15 protein-coding genes are annotated in these 14,454 nt (G+C 60.5%); 8 read left to right on the plus strand and 7 right to left on the minus strand.

Translation table 11 applies throughout. From position 1 onward, the window contains the following. Window positions 1–45: 45 nt before the first annotated feature. Window positions 46–1,545 (plus strand): AMP nucleosidase, encoded by a 1,500-nt coding sequence (gene amn / locus AB7M26_RS09265; protein ID WP_161794734.1) that lies wholly within the window; start codon window positions 46–48, stop codon window positions 1,543–1,545. 75 nt (window positions 1,546–1,620) lie between these two features. Then, on the plus strand, window positions 1,621–2,262 hold the full coding sequence (locus tag AB7M26_RS09270) for a pseudouridine synthase (RefSeq protein WP_123498593.1): 642 nt from the start codon (window positions 1,621–1,623) through the stop codon (window positions 2,260–2,262). Here AB7M26_RS09270 and AB7M26_RS09275 read toward each other — a convergent pair. Next, a complete protein-coding gene (locus AB7M26_RS09275; protein ID WP_007894445.1) occupies window positions 2,257–2,466 on the minus strand; it encodes a DUF2788 domain-containing protein in 210 nt (69 codons plus the stop codon). The genes AB7M26_RS09270 and AB7M26_RS09275 overlap by 6 nt on opposite strands. A 233-nt stretch (window positions 2,467–2,699) precedes the next feature. After that, window positions 2,700–3,179 carry an Lrp/AsnC family transcriptional regulator gene (locus AB7M26_RS09280; RefSeq protein ID WP_007894448.1) on the minus strand — a complete coding sequence of 160 codons (480 nt, stop codon included), beginning with the start codon at window positions 3,177–3,179 and terminating at the stop codon, window positions 2,700–2,702. Between the two features lie 435 nt (window positions 3,180–3,614). Here AB7M26_RS09280 and AB7M26_RS09285 point away from each other — a divergent pair, with 435 nt between their 5' ends. Continuing rightward, complete coding sequence (locus tag AB7M26_RS09285) at window positions 3,615–4,613, plus strand: DUF6515 family protein (RefSeq protein WP_429374747.1); 999 nt, start codon at window positions 3,615–3,617, stop codon at window positions 4,611–4,613. Here the strand turns inward: AB7M26_RS09285 and AB7M26_RS09290 are convergent. Both AB7M26_RS09290 and AB7M26_RS09295 read right to left on the minus strand, forming a co-directional pair. Then, window positions 4,607–5,503: a cation diffusion facilitator family transporter gene (locus tag AB7M26_RS09290; protein WP_123498597.1), complete on the minus strand. Its 897-nt coding sequence runs from the start codon at window positions 5,501–5,503 to the stop codon at window positions 4,607–4,609. The two genes, AB7M26_RS09285 and AB7M26_RS09290, sit on opposite strands and share 7 nt — an antisense overlap. Before the next feature lie 30 nt (window positions 5,504–5,533). Beyond that, a complete protein-coding gene (locus tag AB7M26_RS09295; RefSeq protein ID WP_052967426.1) occupies window positions 5,534–5,953 on the minus strand; it encodes a hypothetical protein in 420 nt (139 codons plus the stop codon). 97 nt (window positions 5,954–6,050) lie between these two features. On the opposite strand from AB7M26_RS09295, the gene hrpB reads away from it, so the two are divergent. Beyond that, window positions 6,051–8,567 (plus strand): ATP-dependent helicase HrpB, encoded by a 2,517-nt coding sequence (gene hrpB / locus AB7M26_RS09300; protein WP_123498599.1) that lies wholly within the window; start codon window positions 6,051–6,053, stop codon window positions 8,565–8,567. Between the two features lie 141 nt (window positions 8,568–8,708). Here hrpB and AB7M26_RS09305 read toward each other — a convergent pair whose 3' ends face one another. Both AB7M26_RS09305 and AB7M26_RS09310 read right to left on the minus strand, forming a co-directional pair. Further along, window positions 8,709–9,791, minus strand: coding sequence for an endonuclease/exonuclease/phosphatase family protein (locus AB7M26_RS09305; RefSeq protein WP_123498601.1), 1,083 nt, complete (start codon window positions 9,789–9,791; stop codon window positions 8,709–8,711). A gap of 88 nt (window positions 9,792–9,879) precedes the next feature. Beyond that, entirely contained in the window at window positions 9,880–10,554 is a 675-nt protein-coding gene (locus tag AB7M26_RS09310) for a YciC family protein (RefSeq protein ID WP_123498603.1), read from the minus strand. Window positions 10,555–10,732: 178 nt separating this feature from the next. Here AB7M26_RS09310 and AB7M26_RS09315 point away from each other — a divergent pair, with 178 nt between their 5' ends. The 3 genes from AB7M26_RS09315 (at window position 10,733) to AB7M26_RS09325 (ending at window position 12,755) form a co-directional block, all read left to right on the plus strand. After that, entirely contained in the window at window positions 10,733–11,500 is a 768-nt protein-coding gene (locus AB7M26_RS09315; RefSeq protein ID WP_123498605.1) for a DUF2076 domain-containing protein, read from the plus strand. Window positions 11,501–11,641: 141 nt separating this feature from the next. Next, complete coding sequence (locus AB7M26_RS09320; protein WP_030129509.1) at window positions 11,642–12,121, plus strand: LabA-like NYN domain-containing protein; 480 nt, start codon at window positions 11,642–11,644, stop codon at window positions 12,119–12,121. Between the two features lie 22 nt (window positions 12,122–12,143). After that, the gene (locus tag AB7M26_RS09325) at window positions 12,144–12,755 is read left to right on the plus strand and encodes a 3'-5' exonuclease (protein WP_007895390.1); all 612 of its coding nucleotides are present in this window, start codon (window positions 12,144–12,146) and stop codon (window positions 12,753–12,755) included. Between the two features lie 120 nt (window positions 12,756–12,875). Here the strand turns inward: AB7M26_RS09325 and AB7M26_RS09330 are convergent, their stop codons facing one another. Next, window positions 12,876–13,331 carry an Lrp/AsnC family transcriptional regulator gene (locus tag AB7M26_RS09330; RefSeq protein ID WP_052967442.1) on the minus strand — a complete coding sequence of 152 codons (456 nt, stop codon included), beginning with the start codon at window positions 13,329–13,331 and terminating at the stop codon, window positions 12,876–12,878. Between the two features lie 163 nt (window positions 13,332–13,494). Between AB7M26_RS09330 and yedA the strand changes: the two genes are divergently transcribed. Next, window positions 13,495–14,421: a drug/metabolite exporter YedA gene (gene yedA / locus AB7M26_RS09335; RefSeq protein WP_123498607.1), complete on the plus strand. Its 927-nt coding sequence runs from the start codon at window positions 13,495–13,497 to the stop codon at window positions 14,419–14,421. Window positions 14,422–14,454 lie beyond the last annotated feature (33 nt).

Genomic DNA, 14,454 nt, shown 5'->3' on the forward strand with positions numbered 1-14,454 from the left:
ACAACCAACACGCCACTGTTCCCGTGAAGCGATGATGCAGGCAAGATGAAGGTCTGCAAGTCAGAACACAGGAAGCTGATCGTGACCGAAGCGTTTATTGTCGTTCAAACCGCCGAGCAAGCCGTGGATCGGCTTGCTGCCTTGCACGAGCGTGCAACCACCGCGCTGAATCAGGCGCTCAAGCGTTATCTCAAGGATCGCGTCGAACCGGACGCTGAACAGCGGGCTCTGTTTCGTTATCCCGAGTTGCGTCTGACCTACCTTTGCCAAGGCGAAGTCCCACAGACCACTCGCGCCTATGCCAAGGTTCAATTGCCGGGGACCTACAGTGTCACCGTCACCCATCCCCGCGCTTTCCGCAAATACCTGCTGGAACAACTCGTCCCGTTGATGCACGACTTCACCGTGACCGTGGAAGTCGGCGTCAGCCAGCAGAACATTCCTTATCCGTACGTGGTCGAGCAGGGCGATGAACTGGCCGGTTCCGGCGTTACGGCGGCGGTGCTGGCGCGAGTGTTCCCGAGTACGGATCTGTCGGCCGCCACCGATGGCATCGCCGATGGCTTGTACGACTGGGAAAACACCGACCCGTTGCCACTGGCCCTGTTCGACGCCGCGCGAGTGGACTTCTCCCTGCGCCGGCTGGTGCATTACACCGGCAGCGACTGGCGCCATGTGCAGCCGTGGATTCTGCTGACCAACTACCACCGCTACGTCGACCAGTTCATCGTTCATGGCCTGGAGCAACTGCGCAATGATCCGCGTTTTGTGCGCATGGTGTTGCCCGGTAACGTGATCATCGAAAAGGGCATGGACCACGGCGAGGCGTCGGCGATTGCCGCGGGCGTGGTCTGGCACCGTTACCAGATGCCGGCCTATCACCTGATCGCCAGCGACGGCCATGGCGTGACCCTGGTGAACATCGGCGTCGGCCCGTCCAACGCCAAGAACATCACCGACCACCTGGCGGTGCTGCGTCCGCATTGCTGGCTGATGATTGGTCACTGTGGCGGCTTGCGTCAGTCGCAGACCATTGGCGATTACGTGCTGGCCCACGCTTATATGCGCCGCGACGGGATTCTCGATCGCGTCGTGCCGCCGAACATTCCGATTCCGGCCCTGGCTGAAGTGCAGATGGCGTTGCAGCAAGCGGCGGCCAACATCACCGGTGAGAAGGGCGACGAACTGAAGAAGCGCCTGCGCACCGGCACCGTGCTGACCTACGACGACCGTAACTGGGAACTGCGCTGGGCGCAGGAGCGTCCGCTGATCAACCTGTCCCGCGCCGTGGCGGTGGACATGGAAAGCGGCACCATCGCCGCCCAGGGTTATCGCTTGCGGGTGCCGTATGGCACGTTGCTCTGCGTATCGGATAAGCCGTTGCACAGCGAAATCAAACTGCCGGGTTCGGCCAACGCCTTCTATGAGCGCGCGGTCAGCCAGCACTTGAAGATCGGCATCGAAGCGGTGGATCTGTTGCGCACCGAACTCAACTCGCTGCACTCGCGCAAACTGCGCAGCTTCGATGAGCCGCCGTTCCGCTGATCGAGAGTTGTCATGGTCATTTGGCGGTCAGGGCACTAGCATTAGCAGCCCTGACCGTTAGATGTTCTTTTCGCCATGCCTCGTCCACCTCGTCCTGCCTCCCGCCGTCCAGGCGTGAAGCCTGCGCCATCCTCTTCAGCCCCGCGCCGTGTCGCCAAAGCGCCGCCTGCCGAGCCGAAGCTGATTCTGTTCAACAAACCTTTCGATGTGCTGACGCAATTCAGCGACGGCGAAGGGCGGGCGACGCTCAAAGACTTCATCGAGATTCCGGGAATTTACCCGGCAGGGCGGCTGGACCGTGACAGCGAAGGCTTGCTGTTGCTGACCAACGACGGCCAGCTTCAGGCGCGAATTGCCGACCCGAAACACAAACTGGCCAAGACTTACTGGGTGCAAGTGGAAGGTGAGCCAACCGCCGAGCAGTTGCAGCGATTGCGCGATGGCGTCGAGCTGAACGACGGCATGACGTTGCCGGCCGAAGCGCGACAATTGGATGAGCCGCAACTGTGGCCGCGCAACCCACCAGTGCGCTTTCGTAAAAGCGTGCCGACCAGTTGGCTGGAACTGGTGATTCGCGAAGGCCGCAACCGTCAGGTACGGCGCATGACCGCGGCGGTCGGCTTGCCGACGTTGCGTCTGGTGCGGGTCAGAATCGGCGACTGGACGATCGAGGGGCTCGATCAAGGCCAGTGGAAGGAAGTGCCGGCGCGCTTATAGAGTGCCGGATTCGATCAGGCCGATCACCACGCTTTTGATCACGAACGCGGCCACGCCCAGCCCCAGTACGAAGAACAGAATGAACGAGCCGAAGCGCCCGGCCTTGGATTTTTTCGCCAGATCCCAGACGATGAAACCCATGAAAATGATCAGGATGCTGACCAGTCCAGTCATCATCCACTCTTCGAGTACTGCAGGATCCATTGAACATCTCCAGCGTGGGCGGGGCTAAAAGGCGCTGGAGTATACGCCATGGGGGATTGGCGGGGCATTGACCTGCGGCAGTGTGCCGCACCGTGGCGAGGGGGCTTGCCCCCGTTGGGTTGCGAAGCAGCCCCAAAACCAGCCAATGAGTTGTACCTGACACACCGCGTTGTCTGATTTTACGACCGCTGCGCGGCCGAACGGGGGCAAGCCCCCTCGCCACAGAGGCATTCTCAGCTGCGCAGATGAGTCAGCGGCAACTCGGTGCTGTTGAGCACCTGGTTCAACACAAAACTCGACCGCACGCTGGTCACCCCTTCAATCCGGGTGAGATGCCCCAGCAGCAGTTTCTGATAGTGGTCCATGTCCGGCACCACCACCTTGAGCTGATAATCGGCATCCATCCCCGTCACCAGGCTGCATTCCAGCACCTGCGGCAAGGTGCGAATGGCGGCTTCGAAGTTCTCGAAACGCTCGGGAGTATGGCGGTCCATGCCGATCAGCACGTAGGCGGTCAGGCTCAGGCCGAGCATCTTGCGGTCCAGCAGGGCGACCTGGCGGGTGATGTAACCGTCGTCTTCCAGCTGCTTGACCCGCCGCGAGCAAGGCGAAGGCGACAGGCCGATGCGTTCGGCCAGCTCCTGATTGGAGATGCGCGCGTCGCGCTGTAATTCAGCCAAAATGCTCAGGTCGTATCGGTCGAGTTTGCTCATCAATCAGGCCTTTGTCATAACTATTGCGGCGGATTATCTATCCTGAGTTAAAAATTGCGCAAGTGATGTTTATTTGAGCAATCTTCGCAATCCTCTGCCGGTGCTCCGGGCCTATTCTTATCACCAGAATCACTGCTCGGACAAACAGTCCAGTGCGGCTCGCCCAATCAGGCCAGCTGCGGTCGCCACCCCCACCGGGGATGTGTTGACCCCCGAGCTACACACTGTCCAGAAGACGGCGTGAGGTGAGCCGACGTCATAAGCGTCGAGCACGGACGAAGTTCTCAAAGGGAGGCCGACGGGTCTCCCTTTTTTCTTGCCCGGAATTTATGGGCGACCCTCAATAAATAAGTTGCGTGACTGATAACCTGTTGCAGAACCGGCCTGTGCTTTCCCAGTCTTACGTACAGGCCCTAACCCGCAGTGAGGAAAAGCATGAAGTCGCGCATCTGGCGTTTGGCCGGTGTTGGTTTGCTATGTGTGAGTGTCACTGCGCAATCGCTGGCCGATGAGCCGCAAATCCGTGGGCCTGATGGCGGCCAACGCGGGCCGGATCATCAGGGTAAAGGTCAGGGTCATGACGGTAACAATCAGCCGCACCGGCAGAACAACGAAATCATTCGGGGTGACAACAGCCGCCAGTTCGAGCTCCACGACCAGAATCAGGGCGGCGAGCATCAGAACCGTCCGTCGTACGATCCCAATGTTCAGGGCCGACCGCCGCAACAACCCGGTAACAATCTGCCGATCCAGGGCCGGCCCGATACTGTGCGCCAGACCCAGGAACCCCGGCGTGGCTACTATCAGGATGAGCAGCCGCGCAACTATGACAACCAGCACTGGCAGACTGGCGGGCAGGGCTCACGTCATGATGATCGTCGCTGGCCCGGTCGCCCGGATGGGCGCGGCAATGGCTGGGGCCCCGGCCCACAGTATCGCCCGGGGTACGTGATCGACCGCTTTCCGGAGCGCAACTACCGCGTGCCGTATCGTGGCCAGGATTATTTCTATTCCGGTGGTTATTGGTATCGCCCGCAAGGCCCGCGTTACGTGGTGGTTCAGCCACCTCGCGGGATTCGGGTCAGCTACTTGCCCGATTACGCGCGTGAAGTGTGGATTGGCGGTGCGTTGTTGTTCCTGGCGGCCGGCGCGTATTACGCCTATCAGGAGAGCACTCGGGATTACGTCGTGGTCGAACCACCGGTGCAGCCGCAACCGGTGAGCAGTGGTTATGACGTGGTGGCGTATCCGGCCAACGGCCAGTCGCCGGAGGAGGTCAGTCGGGACGGTTACGAGTGTTATCGCTGGGCCGTGGAGCAGAGCGGTTTCGATCCGCGTGCCGTCACCTACCAACCGGCCCCGTCGGTGGTGCAAGTCTACCGACAGGCCCAGGGCAACTGCCTGAGCAGTCGCGGTTATCAGGTGAGTTACTGAGCCCTGGCGGCGTTCACCACTTCCTGCGGGTCGGCGTGCACCAGCACTTCGGCTCGCGGGTAAGCGGCGTGAATTGCATCGGCGGCTTGATCGCTGATGCCGTGGGCGACTGACAGCGTCAGCTCTCCCGGCAACTCCAGATGCAATTGCACAAACCACTGGTTGCCGGAGATTCGTGTGCGCAGATCGTGGGCGCCCAAAACCCCCGGCACGCTGCAGGCCAGTTCAAGCATGTGCTGGCTGACACCCGGCGGCAGCTCTTCATCCATCAGCACGGCAAAACTCTCTCGGGCGATATGAATGGCACTCCAGAGGATGTAGGCGGCGATCCCCAATCCGAACCAGGGGTCGACTTGATGCCAGCCAAACCCGGCCAACACCAGCGCCACCAGAATGCTGCCGTTGAGCAGCAAGTCTGAGCGGTAATGCAAGGAGTCGGCACTCACGACGTTAGAACCGGTTGCCTTGATCACCCTATGTTGCAACATCAGCAGGGCCACGGTCAGGGCGAGGGAGAACACAATCACCCCGATGCTGAGCCACGCAGCACCTATCGGCTCCGGATGTTTCAACCGTTCGATCGCCTGCAACGCAATCAGCACCGCACTGCCGCCAATGAACAGCGCCTGAGCCATGCCCGCCAATGATTCGGCCTTGCCATGCCCGTAGCGGTGATCGTCGTCGGCCGGGCGCAAGGCGTAATGCACGGCCAGCAGATTGAGCAGCGAGCTGACGCCATCGAGTGCAGAATCGGTCAGCCCGGCGAGCATGCTCACCGAACCGCTCAACCACCAGGCGATGGCTTTGGCGACGATCAAGATGCACGCCACCGCCACCGAGGCGCGCGTCGCCAGCCGTAGCAGGCGGGCGTGTTCGGTACTGCTGGTCATAAGTGCGGCTTTTCCTTTTTGGTGCACCGATTACGCGGCCGGTTGCAGGCCGAACATGGCCAGTTGCTGGGTGCTTCCCTTGTGCTGGATCAGGCGTGGATCGTCCAGCGGGAAGCTGCGGCCCAACTCAGCTTCGAGAATAGTCTGCAACTTGTGGTTATCGACCTTGCCGTCGGCTCCGATGGCCTCCTTGAGTTTTTCCGGAGCCACCTGGGCGGTTCGGCCGGGCTCGTAGTAAATGGCGCCAGTCGCAAAGTCCACCGCAAAGGCAATCAACCCCGGAATGATATAAAACAGCAGGCCCACGGCATCCAGCGCGACGATGACCGGGTCGATCTTGCCATCGATCTGCCCGCGACGATCGGGGTAGAAAATCGTGCCGCAGGCGGTCATTTGGGTCAGCAAAGTCGCGACCAATACACCGCCGATCAAGCGAAAGGGAGCACGCATGTGAAATCTCCTGGGTTATCTGGAAACGAAGGGACGTCTATATGAATTAGGACCGCGCCGAACGCCGTTATACTCGGCCCTCTGTTTGGGAGCCAGCATGATTTCTTTGCCGATTGATGAAGTTTTACCCGCCCTGCGTGAAGCCCTCGCTACACGCCACGAAGCCGTGCTCGAAGCACCGCCCGGCGCCGGTAAAACCACCCGCGTGCCCTTGGCCTTGCTCAACGAGCCATGGCTGGCCGGGCAGACCATTCTGATGCTCGAACCGCGCCGCTTGGCCGCACGGGCGGCGGCGGAGCGGTTGGCCAGTGAGCTGGGTGAGAAGGTTGGCGAAACCGTTGGCTATCGCATTCGTCTCGACAGCAAAGTCGGCCCCGACACCCGCATCGAGGTGGTCACTGAAGGTATCCTTACCCGGCGCTTGCAGGATGATCCGGCGCTGGAAGGCGTGGGTTTGCTGATTTTCGATGAATTCCACGAACGCAGCCTCGACGCCGACCTGGCGTTGGCCCTGAGCCTGAATGGCCGGGAGCTGTTTCGCGATGACCAACCGCTGAAAATTCTGTTGATGTCGGCAACCCTGGAAGGTGAACGCCTGGCCGGGTTGCTCGATGATGCGCCAATCCTGCGCAGCGAAGGTCGCATGTACCCGGTGGCGATGCGTTGGGGGCGACCGTTTCAGCCAGGTGAATTTATCGAGCCAAGGGTGGTGCAGACCATTCTCGACGCGCTGAACGATGAGACCGGCAGCCTGCTGGTGTTCCTGCCGGGGCAGGCGGAAATTCGTCGGGTGCATCAGCAACTCGCCGATGCGCTGGGCGATAGCACACAGGTTTTGCTTTGCCCGTTGCATGGTGAACTGGACCTGGCGGCGCAGCGTGCAGCGATCGATCCGGCGCCCGCCGGCAAACGCAAAGTGGTGCTGGCCACCAACATCGCCGAGACCAGCCTGACCATCAACGGAGTGCGCGTGGTGATCGATGCCGGGCTGGCGCGAGTGCCGCGTTTCGACCCCGGCAGCGGCATGACTCGCCTGGATACTCAGCGGATTTCCAAAGCCAGCGCCACGCAGCGCGCAGGTCGGGCTGGGCGGTTGGAGCCCGGCGTGTGTTATCGCTTGTGGTCGCAGGATCAGCATGAGCAACTGGCGGCTTACGCCAGTGCGGAAATTCTCTCGGCGGACCTCGCCGGGCTGGCCTTGCAACTGGGTCGTTGGGGCGTGACGCCGGGGCAGTTGGTTTGGCTCGATGTCCCTCCGGCAGCAGCTTATGCACAGGCTCAAGATCTGCTTGAACGTTTGGGCGCGCTGGAGGGCGAGGCGCTGACCCGTCACGGTCAGGCCATGGCTGAACTGCCGGCCCATCCACGGATCGCTCATTTGCTGTTACGTGGCCAGGCGCTCGGTCTCGCCGACATGGCCTGCGATGTCGCGGCATTACTCGGTGAGCGGGATATCTTGCGTGGTGCCGGGGCGGATCTGCACAGCCGATTGGTGCTGTTGTCCGGCGAAGAACGGGCTGCTCGTGGTGCCCAGGGCGGTGTTCAACGGGCTCGGCAACTGGCGCGGCAGTATCGCGGTTATCTGCGGGGCAAAGCGTCGGAGCCGGTCAGCGATCCTGAACATCCGCGCTGGCTTGGCGCGTTGCTGGCGTTGGCGTATCCCGACCGAGTTGCGCAACAGCGGCGGGCCGGTGGCGCGGAGTATCGTTTGGCCAACGGTCGCGCAGCGCTGTTCGCCGAAGCCGACAGTTTGATGAAACAACCGTGGCTGGTGATCGCTGATCTGGGCAGTCGCCAAGGCCAGCGTGAGGAACGGATTTATCTGGCGGTGGATTTCGATCCGGCGTTGTTCGATTCGGTGCTGGCCGAGCAGGTGCGTTGCGTCGATCAACTGGATTGGGATGAGCGCGAAGGCGTGCTGCGGGCCGAGCGTCAGCGCAAGGTCGGCGAATTGATCCTCAGCCGCGAACCGCTGACCGGGCTCGATGAAAGCGCTCGCAGTCAGGCGTTGGTGAATCTGGTGCGGCGTAAAGGCCTGGAGCTGTTGCCCTGGACGCCAGAGCTGCGTCAGTGGCAGGCGCGGGTTGCGTTGTTGCGTCAGTTGGATCTCGGCAGTAAGGAGCAGAGTGAATGGCCGGATGTCAGCGACGCTGCACTGCTCAAAAGTCTCGAACACTGGCTGATGCCGTATCTGGGCAAGGTCTCGCGACTCAGTCACTTCGCCAATCTGGACCTGTCGAGCATCGTTCATAACCTGTTGCCGTGGCCGCTGCCGCAACGGCTCGAAGAACTTGCACCGCATCATTTGAGCGTGCCGTCGGGCTCATCGATTCGTCTGGATTACAGCGAACAGCCGCCGATACTGGCGGTGCGTTTGCAGGAGTTGTTCGGCTTGGCCGAGACCCCGCGCATTGCCGGTGGCCGGCAAGTGGTCAAGCTTCATCTGCTGTCCCCGGCACGGCGGCCGGTGCAGGTGACGCAGGACCTGGCGAACTTCTGGCGCAGTACGTATGCCGAGGTGAAGAAGGATTTGAAGGGACGGTATCCGAAACATTACTGGCCGGATGATCCACTGGTGGCCGAGGCGACGGCACGGATCAAACCCCGAAAATAATCTTCCTCAGACAACGAAGAACCCTGTGGGAGCTGGCTTGCCTGCGATGACGTCGTCACATTCAACATCTATGTTGCCTGACACACTGCTATCGCGGGCAAGCCCGCTCCCACAGGTTTTGCATTTGCCTGACGTCATGCGCTAAGGCGAAGCCGGCAACAGAAACCGCGCAATCACCGGCAAGTGATCGGAAATGCGCAACGTATCGTCCTGCCTCACCCTCGCCTGGACCCGTTTGAGGTGCGGGCTGTAAAACAGGTAGTCGACAGTCCGGTCCGGGCCGTTCAGGCCGGGATCATTCGGGTAATGGGTCAGCCATTGGGCCCGGTCGATACCGCTGGCTTCGTTGTTGGTGGGGATCATCGGGTATTTGTCCCACAGCACATGCAGCGCGCTGTCGGCGGAGTAGGGCGTGCGTTGCTCGGAGGGCAGGCGTCGATACTGGCCCAACGGCAACAGGTTGAAGTCACCACCGATCAGCCACGGCGTGCCGCGGCTTTCGTACTTGTCGAGGACCTTGGCCACGGCTGTCACCTGGCGTTGCAAGGTTTCGTCGAGCGGGGGCGTGGCACGTTCCAGATGGGTATTGAACACGGCCATTTGGCCGCCATTACTCAATGGCAGGTGAGTGACCAGCAAGGCGTTTTTCGGCTTGAACTGACGGCTGATGAAATTGGCCGGTGCGACCGGTAATTGCAGGCGTTCGGCATGTTCGATCTGGTAGCGGCTCAGGGTTGCCAATTGCCGGCCAACGCTGCCGTAGATGGGCGGTTCAGGCACGAAGTCGGCGTTCCAGTCGAAGGCTTGAGCGCTGCAGGGATACAGGTCGGTGACTCGATCCTGAAGCAATTTGAACTGGTTCTGGTAGTCACTGGCCTTGGCGCCGTCATCGAGTTCCTGCAACAGCACGATGTCCGGTTGCTCGTCGCGAATCACCCGCGCCACTTCGTCGAGGCTGAAGGCCATGTCTTCAGGCGTAGGGCGCTCGTCGTTCCCTGCGGCCAAGTCATTCCAGAACACATAGCGCTTGCCCGCCAGGTACTGGACGTTCCAGGTCATCACCTTCAGCGCCTGGCCGGGCACCAGCATCGGCGCCTGGGTGTTGCAACTGACCGGCAGCACTTCCTTGGCCTGGGGGCGCCAGGTCAGGCTGTAGATCAGCGATGCAATCAGGCCAATGGCAATCAGCAGGCCCAGCAGGGTGTAGCGCAGTAGACGGGTCATGGCTCGGCTTATAGCGTTACAAAAGATGGCCCCGAGCATAACCGAGCGCAAACGGCATGCCCATCAATTAGCCGAGACACATTGTTCCTCAAAGTGCCCCGTCAGCCTTCTCGGGCGCATCGCTAATCAGCATGAACAAGCGGAACACCACCACGCTGGTGAACAGTTGCAGGAAGCTGTGGGCGCTGTCGATCAGCAGCGAGATCACCGGGTTCTGTGGATCAGGGTAAACCGCCAACGTCGCCCCCTTGAGCACCCACAGCGGGCCCATCACGCACAGAATGCACACCAGAATGCGCAGGAAATTCCCGCGGGTCAGGCGCAGGCTTTCTTTCATCGCCGCCAGCGGTGCCAGGCCGCGCAGCACCAGCAGGTACTCGCCGAACGCCAGTGTCACCATCAACCAGATCCCCGGCAGGAAATACAGCGACAGGCCGATCAGAATCAGCAGGGTATTGAGGGCGGTCAGCAGGGCGAAACGCGGCCACAGGGTCGCGGAAGTCGCCAGCAAGTCGCGGGTGCGCGGCGTTTCGCCACGGCTGCGGGCATCGAGAAACAGGATCAGCGCGGCGGTGTATAGCGGATACACCAGCAGGCCGACAATCACACTGATGCCGGGGAAACTGTCCGGCTCCGTGGAGTGGTCGACCACTTGTTGCAGCAGCGCCTCGACAATCACCAGCGGCAGGCACAGCTGCATGATCTGGCGCAGATTGCGCTTGAAGAAATACAGAGAGTCACGCAGTACATCGAACGGATTCATCAGTCGGTATCGCAGGTCGAAAGCAGGTGCCTCACTTTAACCGATGAACCCCTTTGGGGCGCAAACGTAAACGTTCGGTAAAGGTCATTGAAACATCCTGTATCAGCCCCATTACTGGTGAGCACCTTGTCCACCGTGGATGAGGGCGACGATATTCCCGGCAATCTATGAGGTCGCCATGAACAGCGAAGAACAAACCCTGATCGATGGACTGTTTTCCCGGCTGCAACAGGCCGAAACGGATTCAGCCCCGCGCGACGCCCAAGCCGAAGCACGGATCAAGGAACACCTGACTCGCCAGCCAGCGGCGGGCTATTTCATGACCCAGGCGATTCTGGTGCAAGAGGCTGCCATCAAGAGCCTCGACGAACAGAACAAGCAACTTAATCAACAAATCCAGCAATTGCAGGCTGAGCTGCAATCGGCCAAGGCTCAGACGACGGCACCGGTGCCGAGCAGCGGTGGCTTTTTGTCGAGCATCTTCGGTGGTGGATCTCGTGATCCACAGCCTGCGCCGACTCAAGGCGCAACCCCGTCGAATGGCGGCTGGCGTGAACCGGGGCGGCCGTCATTCAACTCGCAGCCGCCACAGCAAAACTTCAGTGCGCCGGCTACTCAGCAGAACTTCGGAGCGCCGCCCCAGCAAAACTACGCACCGCAACAGGCCGCCGGTAGCAGTTTCCTCGGTGGTGCATTAAAAACTGCAGCGGGCGTGGCCGGTGGCGTGATGCTGGCGCAGGGCATCAGCAGTCTGTTTCAGCATCATCAGCAGCCGGAAGTGGTTGAAGTCATCAAGGAAGAGCCGGCTCAGGTCAACGATCAGAGCGACAGCGGCAATGATCAGCGCGTGGCTGACAATTCCAGCGATCAAGGCGGATACGCCGACGCCGACTATAGCGATGACAGCTCATCGTTCTTCGGTGGCGACGACGATTCCTTCGTCTGACACATCTGTGGCGAGGGAGCTTGCTCCCTCACCACATGGCCGATTATTCGCGGAACAATCCTTCGGGCTGGCATACTGGGCAACTTTTCGGGCCTGGTGCCTGATCCTGCCCGCGCTTCGGCACGCCAAAGAGGATGTACGGTGAAAAAAATCGCAGTGTTCGCCGATGTCCAGAACCTCTATTACACCGTGCGTCAGGCTTATGGTTGCCACTTCAACTACGCCGCGCTGTGGGCTGACGTCAGTAAAGAAGGGCAAATCGTCGAGGCCTATGCCTATGCGATCGATCGTGGCGACAGCAAGCAGCAGCAATTTCAGCAGATCCTGCGCAATCTCGGCTTCATTGTGAAGCTCAAGCCCTACATCCAGCGCAGCGACGGTTCGGCCAAAGGTGACTGGGACGTGGGTATCACCCTCGACATCATGGACGCCGCCGACCATGTCGACGAAGTGGTGTTGGCCTCCGGTGACGGTGATTTCGATATGTTGCTGGAGCGCATCATCAGCAAGCACGGCGTGCAAGCGGTGGCCTATGGCGTGCCCGGTCTCACCGCCAATTCGCTGATCCGCGCTGCCAGCCGTTACGTGCCGATTGAAGGCGCGTTGCTGCTCAAGAATTGATTTTTATGGAGTTGAAACAGGTTTGGAACGCATAGCAGTCATCGACTTTGAAACCACCGGACTCTCCCCAAGCAGCAGCTGCCGGGCCACGGAAATTGCCGTGGTGATTCTTGAACAGGGGCGCATCGTCGAGCGTTACCAAAGCCTGATGAACGCTGGCGTGCGGGTGCCGGCTTTTATTGAGCAACTCACCGGCATCAGCAACGCCATGCTGCGCACCGCGCCCTCGGCCGAGCAGGTGATGAACGAGGTCAACGAATTCGTTGGCATCACGCCGCTGCTGGCGCACAACGCTGCATTCGACCAGAAGTTCTGGGACTACGAACTCGGGCGAATCAAACGCACACGCTTGCAGAACTTTGCCTGCTCGCTGTTACTCGCCCGCCGCCTGATGCCCGCCGCGCCGGACCACAAACTCGGCACCCTCACCACTTTCGCCAGCCTGCCCAATACCGGCAAGGCTCACCGGGCCATGGCCGATGCCGAAATGGCGGCCAACCTGACGGCGCACTTGGCTGAAGAGTTGCGACGCAAGCATGGGTTGCGGGAGTTGTCCCATGATCTGCTCGTCAGTTTGCAGAAAGTGCCGGCGGCGAAGATCAATGAGCATTTGAAGCGGTATCGTGGGTTCTGAAACGTACCTAAACCCCTGTGGGAGCGGGCTTGCCCGCGATGAGGCCGTCACATTCAGCATCGTTGTCGACTGACAGTCCGCTATCGCGGGCAAGCCCGCTCCCACAGGGACCGTGCAACATCACGATTTTCCATTCCCTTCCAACTGCCCCAACGGCACGCGCTTCTCGATGGCGCTGGACAGCACGATCGAGGTCTTGCTGAACCCGAACGTGGCAATCCGGTTGATCAACTCTTCCAGCTCCGGCATCGAGCCCACCGCCGCTTGCATGATCACGCACGGGTCGCCGGTGACGCGGTGGCATTCGGTGAGTTGTGGGATTTTGATCAGTTCGTCGTAGGTTTTCTGGTTGCCGTGCTGGTTGAGGCGCAGTTCGATGACGCACTGGATCGGCAGGCCGAGTTTGGCCATGTCGACTTTCGCCTGGTAGCCGGTGATCACCCCGCAGGCCTCAAGTTTGGCCACGCGCTCGGCCACCGCCGGAGCGGACAGGTTCACCTTGCGCGCCAGTTCGGCGTAGGACGCACGACCGTTTTCCAACAGGGCACTGAGGAGCATGCGGTCGTATTTGTCCATCGTGGTATTCCTGAAAAAAGACTGACTTTCGAAAGTACGGTTTATAGCGCTGAACTCCGTGTTTTGAAAAGTGTACCGGCGCTATAAACAGGTTTTGTAACTTATTTTCCGCTGCTGGCCTTTCTAGAATAGCGGCTCTCTTTGTCTTGTTCTCGAGCTGCCCATGCCTGGCATACGCCGTTTTTCCTTACCGCTGATTGCTGCTTTTTTCGCGCTGTACGTGATTTGGGGATCCACCTACCTGGTGATTCGAATCGGCGTGCAGTACTGGCCGCCGTTGTTGCTCGCCGGTATTCGTTTCGTGATCGCCGGTACGTTGATGTACGCGTTCCTGCGCTGGCGCGGGGCACCGGCACCGACGTGGGCGCAGTGGAAAGCGGCGGGGATCATCGGGATTTTGCTGCTCACGTGCGGTAACGGGGCGGTGAGCGTCGCCGAGCATACAGGTGTGGCCTCCGGCGTTGCCGCGTTGGCGGTGGCGACGGTGCCACTGTTCACTTTGTTGTGTGGATATTTCTGGGGCGCGCGTAATACCCGTCTCGAATGGGCCGGGATTGTGCTCGGGCTGATCGGTATCGCCATGCTCAACCTCGGTTCCAATCTGCAATCGAGCCCGTTGGGCGCGGCATTGCTGGTGTTCGCGGCAGCGTCCTGGGCGTTCGGTTCGGTGTGGAGCAAACACTTGCCGTTGCCACAAGGCGCGATGGCCAGTGCCGTTGAAATGCTGGTGGGCGGCGTGGTGTTGTTGATCGGCAGCGCGGTGAGCGGTGAGCATCTGGAGGCTATGCCGCCGATCGAAGGTTGGGCCGCATTGGCCTATCTGACGTTCTTCGGTTCGATCATCGCCTTCAACGCCTACATGTACCTGCTGAAACACGTGCGTCCGGCGGCGGCCACCAGTTATGCCTACGTCAACCCGGCGGTGGCGGTGTTGCTGGGTATCGTATTTGTTGGCGAGACCATTGGTATTGAAGAAGCGCTGGCCATGACAGTGATCATCAGTGCCGTGGTGCTGATCGGATTGCCGCAGTGGCGCCGAGGTGCGGATCGGCCTGGCGTAGTGGTGCCGACAGAATCCCGCGCGAATTAGGGTAAACTGCGCGCCATTGCATCTTGTTTTGCA

This window comes from Pseudomonas sp. F-14 TE3482, from assembly GCF_053629455.1.

Bases quoted from the DNA above. Each gene is read 5' to 3' on its own strand.
- AB7M26_RS09270 (WP_123498593.1), top strand. From the start codon at position 1,621: ATGCCTCGTCCACCTCGTCCTGCCTCCCGCCGTCCAGGCGTGAAGCCT.
- AB7M26_RS09330 (WP_052967442.1), bottom strand. From the start codon at position 13,331: ATGGACAAATACGACCGCATGCTCCTCAGTGCCCTGTTGGAAAACGGT.
- AB7M26_RS09305 (WP_123498601.1), bottom strand. From the start codon at position 9,791: ATGACCCGTCTACTGCGCTACACCCTGCTGGGCCTGCTGATTGCCATT.
- AB7M26_RS09285 (WP_429374747.1), top strand. From the start codon at position 3,615: ATGAAGTCGCGCATCTGGCGTTTGGCCGGTGTTGGTTTGCTATGTGTG.
- yedA (WP_123498607.1), top strand. From the start codon at position 13,495: ATGCCTGGCATACGCCGTTTTTCCTTACCGCTGATTGCTGCTTTTTTC.
- AB7M26_RS09275 (WP_007894445.1), bottom strand. From the start codon at position 2,466: ATGGATCCTGCAGTACTCGAAGAGTGGATGATGACTGGACTGGTCAGC.
- AB7M26_RS09310 (WP_123498603.1), bottom strand. From the start codon at position 10,554: ATGAATCCGTTCGATGTACTGCGTGACTCTCTGTATTTCTTCAAGCGC.
- amn (WP_161794734.1), top strand. From the start codon at position 46: ATGAAGGTCTGCAAGTCAGAACACAGGAAGCTGATCGTGACCGAAGCG.
- AB7M26_RS09290 (WP_123498597.1), bottom strand. From the start codon at position 5,503: ATGACCAGCAGTACCGAACACGCCCGCCTGCTACGGCTGGCGACGCGC.
- AB7M26_RS09315 (WP_123498605.1), top strand. From the start codon at position 10,733: ATGAACAGCGAAGAACAAACCCTGATCGATGGACTGTTTTCCCGGCTG.
- AB7M26_RS09280 (WP_007894448.1), bottom strand. From the start codon at position 3,179: ATGAGCAAACTCGACCGATACGACCTGAGCATTTTGGCTGAATTACAG.
- hrpB (WP_123498599.1), top strand. From the start codon at position 6,051: ATGATTTCTTTGCCGATTGATGAAGTTTTACCCGCCCTGCGTGAAGCC.
- AB7M26_RS09295 (WP_052967426.1), bottom strand. From the start codon at position 5,953: ATGCGTGCTCCCTTTCGCTTGATCGGCGGTGTATTGGTCGCGACTTTG.